This window comes from Trueperella sp. LYQ141, assembly GCF_046599555.1.
In the GTDB taxonomy this organism is placed as follows: Bacteria; Actinomycetota; Actinomycetes; order Actinomycetales; family Actinomycetaceae; genus Trueperella.
Genome location: NZ_JBKIWQ010000012.1, coordinates 27,815 through 42,685, shown reverse-complemented (window position 1 = coordinate 42,685; position 14,871 = coordinate 27,815). Strand labels below are relative to the sequence as shown.

Annotated in this window: 13 protein-coding genes and 2 tRNA genes; 5 read left to right on the top strand and 10 right to left on the bottom strand. The window is 49.2% G+C overall.

The window, feature by feature from the left end; genetic code table 11:
- Positions 1 to 276: 276 nt before the first annotated feature.
- The 10 genes from ACLHIJ_RS08460 to dnaA form a co-directional block, all read right to left on the bottom strand.
- Positions 277 to 349: transfer RNA gene (locus ACLHIJ_RS08460), tRNA-Ala, on the bottom strand.
- A 33-nt stretch (positions 350 to 382) separates the two neighbouring features.
- Positions 383 to 511, bottom strand: coding sequence for a hypothetical protein (locus tag ACLHIJ_RS08455; protein WP_411297226.1), 129 nt, complete (start codon positions 509 to 511; stop codon positions 383 to 385).
- A 19-nt stretch (positions 512 to 530) separates the two neighbouring features.
- A tRNA-Ile gene (locus ACLHIJ_RS08450) sits at positions 531 to 604 on the bottom strand.
- A gap of 117 nt (positions 605 to 721) precedes the next feature.
- Positions 722 to 1,156, bottom strand: coding sequence for a DUF3566 domain-containing protein (locus ACLHIJ_RS08445; RefSeq protein ID WP_411297225.1), 435 nt, complete (start codon positions 1,154 to 1,156; stop codon positions 722 to 724).
- Between the two features lie 167 nt (positions 1,157 to 1,323).
- Positions 1,324 to 3,873: a DNA gyrase subunit A gene (gyrA, locus tag ACLHIJ_RS08440; protein ID WP_411298926.1), complete on the bottom strand. Its 2,550-nt coding sequence runs from the start codon at positions 3,871 to 3,873 to the stop codon at positions 1,324 to 1,326.
- A gap of 93 nt (positions 3,874 to 3,966) precedes the next feature.
- The gene (gene gyrB, locus ACLHIJ_RS08435; protein WP_411298923.1) at positions 3,967 to 6,045 is read right to left on the bottom strand and encodes a DNA topoisomerase (ATP-hydrolyzing) subunit B; all 2,079 of its coding nucleotides are present in this window, start codon (positions 6,043 to 6,045) and stop codon (positions 3,967 to 3,969) included.
- A gap of 267 nt (positions 6,046 to 6,312) precedes the next feature.
- Complete coding sequence (locus ACLHIJ_RS08430; RefSeq protein ID WP_411297223.1) at positions 6,313 to 6,801, bottom strand: DUF721 domain-containing protein; 489 nt, start codon at positions 6,799 to 6,801, stop codon at positions 6,313 to 6,315.
- 150 nt (positions 6,802 to 6,951) lie between these two features.
- Positions 6,952 to 8,226: a DNA replication/repair protein RecF gene (gene recF, locus ACLHIJ_RS08425; RefSeq protein ID WP_411298922.1), complete on the bottom strand. Its 1,275-nt coding sequence runs from the start codon at positions 8,224 to 8,226 to the stop codon at positions 6,952 to 6,954.
- Positions 8,227 to 8,231: 5 nt separating this feature from the next.
- Positions 8,232 to 9,362: a DNA polymerase III subunit beta gene (gene dnaN / locus ACLHIJ_RS08420; protein ID WP_411298921.1), complete on the bottom strand. Its 1,131-nt coding sequence runs from the start codon at positions 9,360 to 9,362 to the stop codon at positions 8,232 to 8,234.
- 566 nt (positions 9,363 to 9,928) lie between these two features.
- Entirely contained in the window at positions 9,929 to 11,758 is a 1,830-nt protein-coding gene (gene dnaA / locus ACLHIJ_RS08415) for a chromosomal replication initiator protein DnaA (RefSeq protein ID WP_411298920.1), read from the bottom strand.
- A 376-nt stretch (positions 11,759 to 12,134) separates the two neighbouring features.
- On the opposite strand from dnaA, the gene rpmH reads away from it, so the two are divergent.
- From rpmH to ACLHIJ_RS08390, 5 genes are read left to right on the top strand one after another with little or no spacing between them, the layout of a single operon-like run.
- Positions 12,135 to 12,275 carry a 50S ribosomal protein L34 gene (gene rpmH / locus ACLHIJ_RS08410; protein WP_411297219.1) on the top strand — a complete coding sequence of 47 codons (141 nt, stop codon included), beginning with the start codon at positions 12,135 to 12,137 and terminating at the stop codon, positions 12,273 to 12,275.
- A 24-nt stretch (positions 12,276 to 12,299) separates the two neighbouring features.
- The gene (gene rnpA, locus ACLHIJ_RS08405) at positions 12,300 to 12,644 is read left to right on the top strand and encodes a ribonuclease P protein component (RefSeq protein WP_411298919.1); all 345 of its coding nucleotides are present in this window, start codon (positions 12,300 to 12,302) and stop codon (positions 12,642 to 12,644) included.
- Positions 12,637 to 12,987 carry a membrane protein insertion efficiency factor YidD gene (gene yidD, locus ACLHIJ_RS08400; protein WP_411297217.1) on the top strand — a complete coding sequence of 117 codons (351 nt, stop codon included), beginning with the start codon at positions 12,637 to 12,639 and terminating at the stop codon, positions 12,985 to 12,987. Before rnpA ends, yidD begins: the two co-directional genes overlap by 8 nt.
- Before the next feature lie 14 nt (positions 12,988 to 13,001).
- Positions 13,002 to 14,174: a membrane protein insertase YidC gene (gene yidC, locus ACLHIJ_RS08395; protein ID WP_411298918.1), complete on the top strand. Its 1,173-nt coding sequence runs from the start codon at positions 13,002 to 13,004 to the stop codon at positions 14,172 to 14,174.
- A 24-nt stretch (positions 14,175 to 14,198) separates the two neighbouring features.
- Positions 14,199 to 14,843, top strand: coding sequence for a protein jag (locus ACLHIJ_RS08390; RefSeq protein ID WP_411298917.1), 645 nt, complete (start codon positions 14,199 to 14,201; stop codon positions 14,841 to 14,843).
- Positions 14,844 to 14,871: the final 28 nt, after the last annotated feature.

The window sequence follows — 14,871 nt, the reverse complement described above, 5'->3', positions numbered from 1 at the left end:
AATCCCGACAAAAGCAACACAATTTGTCCGACCAATTAGTTGACTACAACCAACTAAAACCCCCACTTTCGCGCATCAACACAACGAAAAACCCGAAAAATAGCAACACATTTTGTCCTATAACCCGTAAACGGGCGAACGGCTTGACCAGATAGCTGGGAGTTTATACTTCAAGCACGCTTTATGGGGGAAACTATGGGGGGAATAGAGTTTTTACAGGGTAACAAAAAATCCCGTATCTTCCCTGGTCAAACCGGAAAAACACGGGATGTGTAGTGGAGCTAACGGGACTCGAACCCGTAACCCCCTGCTTGCAAAGCAGGTGCGCTACCAATTGCGCCATAGCCCCGAGATCGCAACAACAAGCTGCTCGGAAAAGCCCTCAGGAATGATCGACTGAATCTGTGACCTCATGCCAAACCACGTGACGCTGATGCCGATCCATAATGGCCAGGAATAAACCATAACCACCGGCAAGGGCAAGGAGTGTGATGAAAAGTTTCTTCACCATCTCACCCTCCGATCTTCCGTGGGCGTAGGTGGACTCGAACCACCGACCTCCACATTATCAGTGTGGCGCTCTAACCGACTGAGCTATACGCCCGGATGCATTCTCAATGCTGGTTCAGATTAACGCATCTTGCCAGGAACATTCAAACCACATAATCACCAAGCAATGCACATCACATTTTCACCGGATAAGATGACGTTTTTCGTGAGCTTATTCATCCGTCACTGTGATATATAAACCACCAACCAGCATGGAAACGACGTTGTACAGCAAGGCGAGCACGCCACCTAAAGCGGTGAACAGCACAATCTCAATAACTCCCACCACCACGGCAAAAGAAACCACGCGACCAAATTCCATGAACTGACCCAGCTCAAGAAGATCCTTAGAGTTCAGAGTCACCAATAAATCATCGATGCGCGCCCAGACATGCATTGAATCCAAAACAAACCACAAAACGATGGTTGCAATCACGATCATGATGCCGATTCCAACGGATAGTAAGAACGACAGCTTCAATGCTGACCAAGGATCAACTCGCGAAATAGTCATTCGCACACGACGAATACCGACGTCCTGGCGAGCAGGAGCAACTTCCGGCTCTTCGTTTTGCGTGTCCTCAAAAGCAGTGCTGGTATTACTCATCGCGTTCTCCGTTATTTGGTTCGTTCACGACGATGCTACCTTGTTTACATCGTCACATGATGGTTCCTGCGGGTGATCTTATCTGATTTCCCTTGGGTTCCCTATATCTTTTCGTCTCTTATGTGAGTGGGTAGCCACACATGGCAGCTACCCACTCATTGTTTGTCTCATTCTTCTCCAACAGGAGATGTTGCCTGCTCCGCATTTTGCTCAGATGGTTGTTCACTGTTTTCTGATTCAGATTCCACGTCAGCACTCTGCTCAACCTGTTCGGTATCATCTGCTTCATCAGATTCTTCGTCTTTTTCTTCAAAGTGCGGGGCAACTGCAATTACCCGATCATCCGAATCTGGCTTAACGAAGGTCACACCCTGAGTATTACGCCCCGTGAGATTAACCTCGGCAACCGCAGAACGGACGACTTTCCCGTTTTGCATGATGACAATAACCTCATCATTTGGCTGAGTAATCAGCGCTGCGATCAAATCACCGCGCTCCTCGACCAAATTTGCCACCTTAATGCCCAGGCCACCACGACCCTGCACACGGTATTCAGAAACCTTCGTGCGCTTCGCAAAACCACCAGCAGTAACCACAAAGACTTCTGCGTCTGCTCCTGCCGGAATAACCACCATGCTCAGCAAACTATCACCGGCACGGAACTTCATTCCGGTCACACCCGAGGTACCGCGTCCCATCGGGCGCAAAGCTGAATCGGTTGCTGTGAACCGCAGGGATTGACCTTTCTTAGAGACTAAGAGGATGTCGTCAACATCATCAACCAATCGAGCCGATACCAGTTGATCGGAAGAACCGTCCGAGCGTTCCCGCAGTTTAATCGCAATCAACCCGCCCGTGCGAGATGAATCATAGTCAGCGAGAGGACTCTTCTTAACAAGGCCATCTTCCGTCGCCAACACCAGATACTGCGCCTGATCATAAGATCGCAACGTAATAGCCGACGCAATCTGTTCTCCGGGCTGCAAGGCCAACACATTCGCAACGTGTTGCCCTTTCGATTCCCGCGATCCTTCTGGAATCTCGTAACCCTTTACCCGATACACCCGACCAAGGTTCGTGAAGAATAAATGCCAATCATGCGTGGAGGCGATGCCCATGTGTTCTACCACGTCATCGCTGCGCAAGGTTGCCCCCTTCACGCCCTTTCCACCGCGTCGTTGAGCACGGTACTCCGAAACCTTGGTGCGCTTTATGAATCCAGAGCGGGTGAGGGTAACGACGACGTCTTCCTCAGGAATGAGGTCTTCCTCGCTCATTTCCCCGTCAAACGGCAAAATAACAGTACGGCGATCATCCCCGTGACGATCCACGATTTCCTGTAGCTCTTCAGAAATAATCGCTCGTTGCCGCTCCGGCTTTGCCAGAATATCTCGATAATCCCGGCACAACGCGATCTTTTCTTCCCGTTCGTCAATGATCTTTTGGCGTTCCAGCGCGGCTAACCGACGTAACTGCATTGCCAGAATATGATCTGCCTGGATTTCGTTGATGTCTAGCAGATCAATCAATCCCAAACGGGCTTCATTCGCTGTTGGAGAGCGGCGAATCAACGCAATGACCTCATCAAGCATATCTAAGGCTCGAACGAGGCCCTCCAAAATCATGAGGCGCTCTTCCGTCTTACGTAACCGATATTCAGTACGACGACGAATGACTTCAATTTGATGTTGCACCCAATGATGAATAAATCCATCTAGGGATAGTGTTCGCGGCACACCGTCAACCAAAGCGAGCATATTTGCCGGAAAGTTGTTCTGCATTTGGGTGTGCTTAAACAGGTTATTGAGGACAACTTTCGGTACCGCATCGCGCTTGAGAACAATGACGATACGCTGACCGGCACGACCGGAGGATTCATCGCGAATATCAGCGATACCCGGCAATCGACCGTCCTTAATCCCCTCAACCATCTTATCCAGGAGCCGATCTGGATTAACCTGGAAGGGCAGATCCGTCACCACCAAGCATTGGCGTCCGTTGATTTCTTCAATATCAACGACTGCCCGCTGCACAATTGAGCCATGACCAGTGCGATACATATCCTCGATTCCTTTTGAACCAAGGATGACTGCGCCCGTGGGGAAATCCGGACCAGAGATGCGCTTCATCAGCTCTTCTAGCAATACCTCACGGGAAACATCTGGATTTTCTAGGTACCACTGCGCACCGGAGATAACTTCGCGTAGATTATGTGGCGGGATTCGGGTTGCCATACCCACAGCAATGCCCTCTGACCCGTTAATCAACAGGTTAGGAATTCGTGCTGGCAACACCACCGGCTCTTTGACAGAACCATCAAAATTTGGCTGAAAATCAACCGTATCTTCGTGAATATCACGAATCATTTCGACGGCTAATGGTGCCATGCGCGCTTCGGTGTATCGTGGCGCTGCCGCCCCAAGATCACCAGCCGTACCAAAGTTTCCCTGCCCAGCAACAAGGGGGTAACGCATATTCCACGGCTGGACGAGGCGCACCATCGTGTCATAGATTGCCGCATCACCGTGCGGGTGATAGTTTCCCATCACGTCGCCAACGATTTTCACTGACTTTGAGAAGGATGAATCCGGCCGATATCCGCCATCCCACATCGCATAGATGACGCGACGGTGGACGGGTTTCATCCCGTCGCGCACATCCGGGAGCGCACGCCCCACAATCACTGACATCGCATAGTCGAGGTAGGACGTCTCCATTTCGCGCTGGAGATCAACCTCTTTGATAGCGCCGTGAATACTGTTTGAGTTTTCTGGTGTTGTCTTTTCGTTCACGATCGTCCCTTAGCTGCTTTAGATGTCGAGGAATCGCACGTCTCGAGCGTTGCGCTGAATAAAAGAGCGACGTTCCGAAACGTCTTCGCCCATGAGAATGGAAAAGGCTTCATCCGTTGCAGCCGCTTCCCCGATGGTGACTCGTTTAAGAATCCGAGTTTGTGGGTTCATAGTGGTATCCCACAATTCAGAATCATTCATTTCACCCAAACCTTTATATCGCTGGATGCCCTGCCCTTCAGCTTTTGGCAAAGTCTTTCCAGCTTCCAATCCCGCCGCTAATGCGTCGTCGCGCTGTTCATCAGAGAACACGTATTCGTGCGCGGAATTCGTCCATTTAATGCGATATAGCGGTGGCATTGCCAGATATATGTACCCACCTTCTACCAAAGGACGCATATACCGATACACCAAAGTCAACAACAAGGTTGCGATATGCTGACCATCCACATCAGCGTCGGCCATGAAAACAATCTTGTGATAGCGCAGTTTCTCAATGTCGAAATCCTCGCCCACGCCAGTTCCAAACGCAGTGATGAGGTTCTGAATAGTATCTGAGGAGAGTGCGCGATCCAACCGCGCCTTTTCGACATTCAAAATCTTGCCTCGAATCGGCATAATGGCTTGATTATGCGGATCTCGACCATTAACGGCAGAGCCACCAGCCGAGTCACCCTCTACAATGAAAATTTCACATTCGCGGGGATCACGTGAGGTGCAGTCCTTCAATTTTCCTGGCATTGCTGCAGATTCCAGCACAGATTTGCGGCGCGTTGCTTCGCGGGCTTTTCGCGCGGCAAGACGAGCAGAGTATGCCTGCATTGCTTTGCGGATTACGTCGCGCGCCTCCGAGGGATGCATATCTAACCAGTCTGTTAGCTGTGCATAGGTCTGCTGCTGAACATAGGTGCGAGCCTCGGTGTTGCCAAGTTTTGTTTTCGTCTGCCCCTCAAACTGTGGCTCTCCAAGTTTGACCGAGAGCACAACCGTCAACCCTTCGCGAATATCCTCACCAGAAAGATTTGGATCTTTATCTTTCAAGATGTTTTTATCGCGAGCATATTTGTTAATGACGGAGGTCAGAGCTGTGCGGAAACCTTCTTCATGCGTTCCGCCCTCGGTGGTGTTGATCGTATTGGCAAAGGTGTGCAGCGTTTCTGAATATGCCGACGTCCATTGCATCGCGACTTCCACGGAGATCTTGTTCTGTTCGTCGTTCGATTCTGCTTCGAAATAGATCGGCTCGTCGTGTAACGGATCAGCTTTGCGGGTTTTCACCAGGTGGCGCACATAATCTTGCAAGCCGCCCTCATAACGGTAGCTGACCTCGCGCTTACCAGGCTTCGTCGTTTCCGAGCCAGTAACTTCTTCCCCTTCGCCAACAGCACCTTGACGTTCATCAACCAAGGTAATCCGCAGACCCTTGTTCAAAAATGCCATCTGCTGCAAGCGATGGCGCAGGGTTTCAAAGTCATACTCCACCGTCTCAAAGATCTCGGGATTAGCCCAGAAAGTCTGAGTTGTTCCGGTTTCTTCGGTGGCTTCGCCTTTTTCTAGAGGGCTGACGGGGACGCCGTTCTCATACGAAATCCGCCAGACAAAGCCGTCGCGCTTAACAATGGTATCCATTCGCGTGGATAATGCGTTTACGACGGAGACGCCCACGCCATGCAAACCACCGGAAACCGCATACGAGCCCGTTCCGAACTTGCCGCCGGCGTGCAAAACCGTCATAACAACTTGAACCGCAGGCAACCCTTCAGTGGGGTGAATATCAACTGGAATTCCGCGCCCGTTATCCTCAACCCGCACTCCACCGTTATCTAGCAGGGTGACGATGATGTTGTCACAATACCCAGCAAGCGATTCATCGACAGAATTATCCACAACCTCATAGACAAGATGGTGTAATCCTCGTTCTCCGGTTGACCCAATGTACATGCCCGGACGCTTACGGACGGCCTCTAAACCATCAAGTACGGTAATTTGCGACGCATCGTATGCTTGATCGGCAGATACCGTTCCGAGTTTAGGTTCTTCCGATGCCGACGTGCCGGCTGATGGCGTACTGGGCGCTGAGTTCTCAAAATCTGCCACGCTTGCTGATCTCCTTGACTTGTTATCCCCAACCGAAGATCACATGAAGTATCTATCGCCATCTCCTAAGATGAGCTCAGAAGTGTGGCACATATCTCTATTTCGCTCACGCATAGCGCTCTGAACGAAGAGAAGCCCGCATGTGTAGGAACCTACGGCAACAGGGTGCCGAACCATTCTACCCAAATTTCAGGTGCTATTCGACTTTCACCACAGCAGTTGCAACACCCACAGCACAAACACACACGAGGTCTTTTTATTTCGGATTTAGTCGTATGTATCGCGCGGTCCTCGCCCAGGCACAGAATATCGTCCGTGTTTCCACGAACGGACATGTGGCCCGTTCACCACAATCTTTTTGACCACGCCTTCCCCGATTTCCGTGGCAATCTTTTTATCCAGCATGGCGAGTAGCGCTCTAATCTGGGTATGCCACGAGGTTGTTCGTGTTCGCAGGGTCAGGATGCCGTCATCAGAGAATTCTTCGATCCAACAATTTTGTGCGATTGCTGGGCCTACTAAGCTCTCCCAACGATTTATCAGAGATCCCACCTCAAGCTGCGATGACCACCCGCGCGAGGAAAGGACCATTTCCATAATCTCGCTGAGCATCTTCGGATCTCGTTGCGAGGGGTGCGCACCAGAGCCAACCTCTTGCCCGGGGCTGGGAACAAAAACATCACTAATATGCTCGATCTGTAACACGGGTTTTTGGCTTTCTAATCGCCGACGAACCCATCCATGATCGGCAGCCATTTGTCGCACTCGCGCTAAACATTTCATCGGAAGAAGATCGCCAAATTCTTCTCTATCCCTGTTGTGCCGCCTTTTTTCGGTGGCACTGCGGGGTTGCCCGCGCTGCGCGTCAGTGTCTGAGGGGGAAAATGTTGGGGGTTTCATTGCTTATCACTTCTCCGTCACTGCCTGTTCGGAGAATCTTTCCCGAGTGCCCTCATTTTCCACTTGTGTAGAAATATCGCTATCTTGAACAACGTGACCAGCATGTACGCGAAATCTTATCCCACCTAAATCTGGTAAATCGTCTCCCACGGCCGCCGTAACAAAAACTTGCTGCGCTTGGGTAACAATTTCGGCAAGGCGGGTTCGGCGGCGCGTATCAAGCTCTGCAAAGACGTCATCCAGAATTAATATCGGTTCATCGTCTTCATCATCGGCTTGTCGGCGCAATAATTCCCATGCTCCAAGACGCAAAGCCAACGCATACGACCAGGATTCTCCGTGTGAGGCAAAGCCTTTTGCTGGTAGTGAGCCGAGCGTCAATTCCAGATCGTCCCGATGTGGGCCGACGAGATTCACACCCCGAGCAATTTCCTCGTCATGCCATGTGGATAATAATTCTCGTAATTTCTTTTCCACGGAAACGGTATCCGTCAGCTCGTTCTCATACAGATCACGTTGTGCACAGACCTGAGGATCAGTTCGCTGTGCCGGATCGGGCAACTCTCGACCAAGGCGCTTATCAATATTTGCCGCATAATCAATTCGGGCAATACCCCGACCACCAGAAACGTCGGTGTAATAATCCATAACAAAAGGTCGTAAATCGTGAATCATTTGCGCGCGGGCAGCGATAATCTGTGCCCCAAGCCGCGCCAATTGTTGATCCCAAATATCAAGTGACGTGTAATCAATAATCATTCCCCGCCGACGACTTTTCGCCAATGTTTTTAGTAATGCGCCCCGTTGCCGCAATACTTTGTCATATTCCGATTTCACGGCAGCCAGGCCTGGCCGTAACTGAACCATCAACGTGTCAAGGAATTTTCTTCGTCCTGCTGGATCATCTCGAACCAGATCAATATCTTCTGGAGCAAAAACCACGCAACGGATAATTCCTAAAACCTCGGCAGGGCGAACATTGCCCCTATTTATTCTCGCTCTATTTGCTCGCCCAGCATATATTTCCACTTCAACAATGGTTTCCGAGTGCCCCCGTCGAACTTTTGCGCGAACAACGCCCGCAGAACAACTTTGGCGAACTAATGCTGTATCAGAAACCACTCGGTGTGAAGTGAAGGTCGCCAGATATGCGATTGCTTCAACAAGATTCGTCTTACCTTGCCCGTTTTCCCCAACGAAGGTGACGACGCCCGGCTCAAAATGAAGCAGGACGTCGTCATATGAACGAAAATCGTTAAGCGCGAGATCTGTTAAATACACGAGACTTACGAAACGAAAGTACGAATTGGCATCAGCAACAATTTGAAGGAATCATTAACTTTTCCATCATTATCTTGCCCAACCATAATCACTGGCTTCGATGCCGTGGTAAACGAGATTCGCACATTTTCTTCTTCAATGACGGCAAACCCCGCTTGGAGGTATTCCGGTGAGAAGAAGATAGTAATATCTTCCCCTTCTAGCTGTGCCTCCATCGTTTCTGATGCTTGCGCTTTATCACCATGACCAGCCTCTACCGTGACCGATGATTCTGAAAGCGAACACTTCACAGCGGCATCTTTTTCCACAACCAGGCGGGCTCGCTTGATCGCATCAAGAAACTCCGTCCGGTTCATTACTACATTCCCGTTAACCTCTTCCGGAAAAAGCGCTCTTACCTGCGGATATTCGCCATCTATCAACTGAATCATGTTTTGCCGGCCCGCAGCAGAAATGCCTAACATTGCCGTGCCGCCTTCTTGATCAAGCGATAATTCAAGACGACCCGAGGACGCATATGATTTTGCGACGTCCAGCAATCGTGCCGCAGGAACAAGGATTCGTGCGGAAATATCGCTTTCCTTTGGCTCCCATGTGATTGTTCGCAGTGTTAACCGGAAACGATCTGTTGCCATCAACGAGATGGTATCCCCATCAATCTCAATACAAATCGACAAAAGTAAGGGCAGGGTTGCATCGTGCGATGCCGCAATACCGACTTGGGATACTGCTCGTTCCCACTCCGCACCATCTACTGTTCCAATAACTGGTGGCATCTGAGGCAGTTCCGAATAATCTTCCCGAGCCATCGTTTTAATCGAAAACTGTGCTGAACCCGCTTTAATTTCCAGTTTTCCGCCATCTACCGTCAAATTAACCTTGTTATTCGGTAGTGCTCGAGCAATTTCAGCAAGCAACTTTCCATTGACGAGAATATCACCTGGATCTTGAACGTCACCATCAAATGTAATGTGTGAGGTAACATCCGAATCCCGCGATCCAAGAGAAATTCGCCCGTCTTCTTCGGCAATAAATCTCATTCCAGCTAATACCGGAATAGCTGGACGATTTGGAATTGTTCGGGCATTCCACGTGACTGCATCTGCGAAGACGTCATGATCAACGCTTAGTTTCACCGCGACCTACTTTCCTTATGTAACTGAGATTTATTCTATGTTGCTAGCTGGATGTGAGCTAGTCAGATTAGATTACCTCGTTCCCAATAATTCGGCAGTCGATGGCAGCATGACGTGGAATATTCTTAAGTAGTAGTTGTAATAGGGTATGTGGATATCGTGGATAACAGTTCTTTTTATTGAGAATAAGCCGAAACAGAGGTGAACAAAACAGTGTAATTTGCTGTGTATAAGCTGTCTTTTTTGTGGATGAGACATTTTTGAATGGTATTTGTTCACAAGGAGAAAAGATCTTTCCACAGAAAAAGAAAAGTTACTCAGCAATAAAACACATATAATGAACAAGATAAAAAGGAAAAAGTTATACCGGGATGCTGTGCGGGGCATAGCTGTTTATTAGAGCAACACTCTCGGATATACGATGAGTATCTACCTCACAGAAGATGCCAAGGTATTTCGTATAGATCTTAGCGATCTTGACGTATTGGTTAGATGTGCCAAAGAGAAACGAATATAAAATAAAGCAAGAACGTATATCACTTTTGTGAAGTGAGTGTGCGCTTATCTTAATTTTCGCCAAGCTGTGACTGCTTCTTTGCACTTTGTTTGATGCGCGCCATTAACTCAGTAACCTGATTGAAAATGGTTTGTTTTTCTGCCATTACACCGTCAATTTTTCGGATGGCGTTCAAAACCGTTGTGTGATCGCGACGATCGAACACTTCAGCAATTTTTGGTAACGACAGATCCGTCATCTCTCGGCACAGATACATTGCGATGTGCCGAGGTTGAGTTAAGGTGCGCGTGCGAGCAGGGGATTTTAGGTCGTCAATTGTAACGTTGAAATAGCTCGCTGTTTGCGCCATGATAAGAGCGGCAGAAACCGTAATAGAAGAACTATCAGAAATAATATCCTTTAAGGCGTTTTCTGCAACGGATAAGGTAACAGGTTGGTGGAAAAGACCAGCGAACGCGGCAACTCGACGGAGAGAACCTTCCATTTCCCGCACATTCGTCGTGATGCGCGAAGCAATAAATTCGAGAACGTCACGCGGGACATCGAATTTTTCAGCGGCGGCCTTCTTCTCCAAAATAGCAATACGTGTTTCTAGGTTAGGTAAATCAATATTTGCCACAATGCCTGAGGAGAAGCGCGAAACCATCCTGTCTTCAAATCCGTCTAGGAGACGAGGCGCAACATCAGAAGTAATGACGATCTGTTTATTAGCAGTTGCTAACGCGTTGAAGGTATTGAAGAATTCCTCAAGCGTTCCCTCCTTATTCGAGAGGAATTGGATATCGTCAATCAACAAAATATCCACAGAACGGAAACGATTCTTGAAGTTATGCCCTTCGTTGTTCATCATCGCGTTAATGAACATATTTGTGAATTCTTCTGAGCTGACATACAGCACTTTTGAACCAGGAAAGAGATTTAAGTAGTAATTTCCGATGGCATGTAGCAGATGAGTTTTACCCATACCGGAATCAGAATATAGAAACAACGGATTGTATGTTGACCCGGGAGCTTCCGCTACGGCTAGTGCTGTGGCATGGGCAAATCGGTTTGATTCCCCAATAACAAAGTTTTCAAAGGTAAACCGCGGATTGAGATGTGCATCCGACTGAGATTTATTACTCTCTACCCGAGGCGGTGGATTTAGGGTGTTGGTTGTTCGGTGAAATTCCGGTTTCTGCGATGCTTCTGTGGAATATGTTTCCGTTGTGGATTCTTTATGGTGGTGTTCTCGTGAGTGAGTAACTGACTGCTGTAGGGATTCCACAGATGTCGGATGGGAATACGGATAAGACGGTGTTTCCTCTGAGTGCTCGTCGGAGGAATATTCAGAATAAGCCGAATATGAGGATCGGTCAGTCTGCGATTCATGCACATTAGCGCTATCTGCAACGGAAGAGGAGACGACGCTTTGTGATGAGAACGGATCTATCGCTTCTCCGTTATATCTAGGTTCGTCGGAGAATTGTTCCTTTGAGGAAAAAGACGAAAATATATGGGCTGTGGAGGAAGTTTCTGGCGTATTGGACTGTGGAGTGCTGGAAGATTCACCAGTGGAGGAAGGAGAAATCCACTGCGGCTGCGTCGCAGAGGATTGTGATATGGGTTGCTCGGAAAGAGAAGTATCCACAGATATTGTTAACTGAACGGCACGACCGAGGATTTCAGACAGGGTTTTTTGCATAATGTCGGCAACATTTTCGTTGATCCAGTCTTTAACAAAGTCTGATCCGACGCCGATCATAAACACGGAATCCATCGTGGCCAAGGGTCGCGCAAGATGGAGAAAAGCTATTTGAGAGTCCGAAAGACGGCCTTGTGCGCGAAGCAATTCGATTGCCGCTGTCCAGGCTGCCCGGGCGGGCGATTCGTCAGTCATGGACGATCCTTTCGCTGATTCTCTCGCATATCACGAACATAGTAGAGGAAAAAGTGTGGAGAGTCAGCACAGTTTTCCACAGACTTTCTCACAGGTGTGGATATTACATTCATGTAATTTATTCGCGCTTTTGGCGCGGTATCACCTCAAACAAGGGAAGAAAGAATTACACACAGATGTGGATGGAAGCCATAATTGGAATTGTCACAATTTTTCTACGGTTCATAATCGACGGGAAGCCTTGAGATATCTATCACCGGAGGACATGCTTCATTGACCGAATGCCAAAAACTCCAGTAGAGTCAGGTAGGCATGTGTGCTGGGGCTGTACCAGCGCACCGAAGAACATTCGTCAGAAACTATGAGGTGGTCACCAATGACTACGAAGCGTACCTTCCAGCCGAATAACCGTCGGCGTTCCAAGGTTCACGGGTTCCGCAAGCGTATGTCCACGCGCGCGGGTCGTGCAGTTCTCGCTGCTCGTCGCCGTAAGGGGCGGGCAAAGCTGTCTGCATAAACAGATACGAACCGGGAGAGCTGGTTGTTACCTAGGGCCAACCGGATGCGTCGTTCAGAAGTTTTTACCACAACGATGCGTCACGGGCGGCGCTGTGGAGATACTCTCCTCGTCATGTATATCAATGACGAGCCTGAAGCCGACCTTGAGGTCGGCTTCACTGTTAGCAAGAAGGTTGGAAACTCTGTCGTTCGTCATCGGGTGGCGCGCCAACTTCGGCATATCATGCGTGGATACCTTCCATTATTGGCGGAAGAGTCCATCTCCGGAGTTGTTATTCGTGCGCTTCCCCCAGCGGCTAAGGCATCCTCGTCGGAGTTACAAAACAGCATCGAAAAATGCTTAGTGCGATGGGGGATCTGTGGCTAACTTTTTCGCACGCGGCATTATCGGTGCTATCAGGTGGTATCAACGCAGAATATCGGTTGCTTTCCCCCGTCGTTGTCGCTACGAACCAACATGTTCCCAGTATGTTGTGGATGCAATTCAGATTCATGGCGCAATTAAAGGTACACTTTTAGGTGGTTGGCGAATCCTTCGATGCAATCCGTTTTCGAAGGGTGGTGTGGATTGGGTTCCGCAACGCGGAGCGTGGCCCACGAAGCCGTTAGGTTATCAGGAACTGATTGCGCGTCGGGCGCATGAGGAGAACAATAATGGTCCTGATCATCCGGTCACGTGTGACAGCGCGGATGCTCCCAGGGCAGTGTAGGAGTACAGACTAGCGTGGATACGATCCTCTACCCTATCGTTTGGGTAATTTCCTGGATTTTGTACGGAGTTCATCAACTCCTCACCGTTATTGGATTCTCACAAGGATCCGGTCCTGCTTGGGTTTTGTCGATTGTTGGCATGACGATCATTATTCGTACCCTGACGATCCCTCTTTTCAACAAGCAAACTCGAGCGAGCCGTGCAGGCCAAGAGTTAAACCCTGAGATTCAGAAGATTCAACGTAAATACAAGGGTCGGACGGATCAGGTTTCGAAGCAGCGTCAGCAAGAGGAGCTGATGGCACTGTATCGGGAGCACGGAACCTCACCTTTTGCTTCGTGTTTACCGGCGCTGATTCAGATGCCAATTTTCTTCTCGCTGTATCGTTTGCTGAATTCTGTGCTACCTATTTCTCTTGGCAATAAGCAAGCTATCGGGCCAATTAAGCAAAGCATTGCGTCAGATATTACTCACTCGACGTTCTTTGGTGCGCCACTGTCCTCTGCTATCGGGACGGCACACGGGTATCCACATCCGACACGGATTATCGTCGTTGCAGTTATCCTCATTTCTTTGATGATTATTACGCTGTTCTTCACTCAGCGTCAGATCATGACGAAGAATCTTCCAGAATCCGCTATGGATCCTAGTAATCCGGCGTACAAGATGCAGAAGTACATGCTGTATGGCATGCCGCTGATCTACATTTTCTCTGGTGCGTTCTTCCAAGTTGGTGTACTGGTCTACTGGTTAACAGGTAATTTCTGGACGATTGGGCAGCAGACGTGGCTTATTACCACGAATCCTGCTCCTGGTTCAGTGGCATACAAGAAGCGTCAAGCAAAGTTACGGGAAAAGCGTATTCAAAAAGGTTTACCGCCAGAGGAGGACGCGGAGGCATCCTCTCTCCAAACTGGGCAGCGCGTACAGCCGATGGGTAAAGCCCGTTCAAAGAAGGCACGAAAAGCGGCGAATTCTCCGTTTGCAGTGAATGATTTTGAGCAGAACAACGATTCTGTATCGGAAGAAAGCGACGAGGAAGTTCGTGGTATTGACGGATTAACTGACGCGGAGCGTGCGAGGAAACGGTATGAGCGTCGGCTTGCTGAACGTCAGCGCTCGAAAGAAAAGAAAGCGGCTAAGGCAAAGCGCCAGCAGCAAAACCGCAAAAATCGAAATTTTTAAGCTATATCATCTCGAAGGACGATCATGAGTAAGCAACCAGAGCATCTGAATAAGCTGGATCAAGAAGGCGATATTGCCGCGGATTATCTCGAAGAGCTTCTCGATATTGCCGATCTTGATGGGGATATTGAGATCGGAGTGGAAGCAGACCGCGCAACAGTTGGTATTGTTTCGGACGATGGCGGCGATCGACGGCTGAAGCGGTTGATCGGGCGTCGTGGTGAAGCCCTTGACGCGCTTCAGGAGCTCACTCGTTTGGTTGTTCAGCAAGAAACCGGAGAGCGTTCTCGGTTGATGCTCGACATTCTTGGTTATCGGGCAGCGCATCGTGAAGAGATTGCGGCAATTGCTAGAGAAGCAATTGAACACGTTGAGGAGACGGGTGAGCCGGTTTCCATGAAGCCCATGAATCCTTTTGAGCGCAAGGTTGTGCATGACGTAGTTGCAAAGGCTGGGTTAATTTCTGACTCTTCGGGAACAGGGCCAAATCGTCATGTTGTTATCTCGCTTCCCGATGATTTAGATGAAGAATACGACGATACGGAGAACAGCCCTGAAGAATATGTGGAATCTGGCGAATCGTCTGACTCTGCCAATTCAGTAGATTCTGTGGATTCAGTCGATTCTATTCCGTCGGCAGAATCTGGTGACGAGGATGCTGACGAGTAACTAACAGCAAATCCGGTCTGCTGTCAGG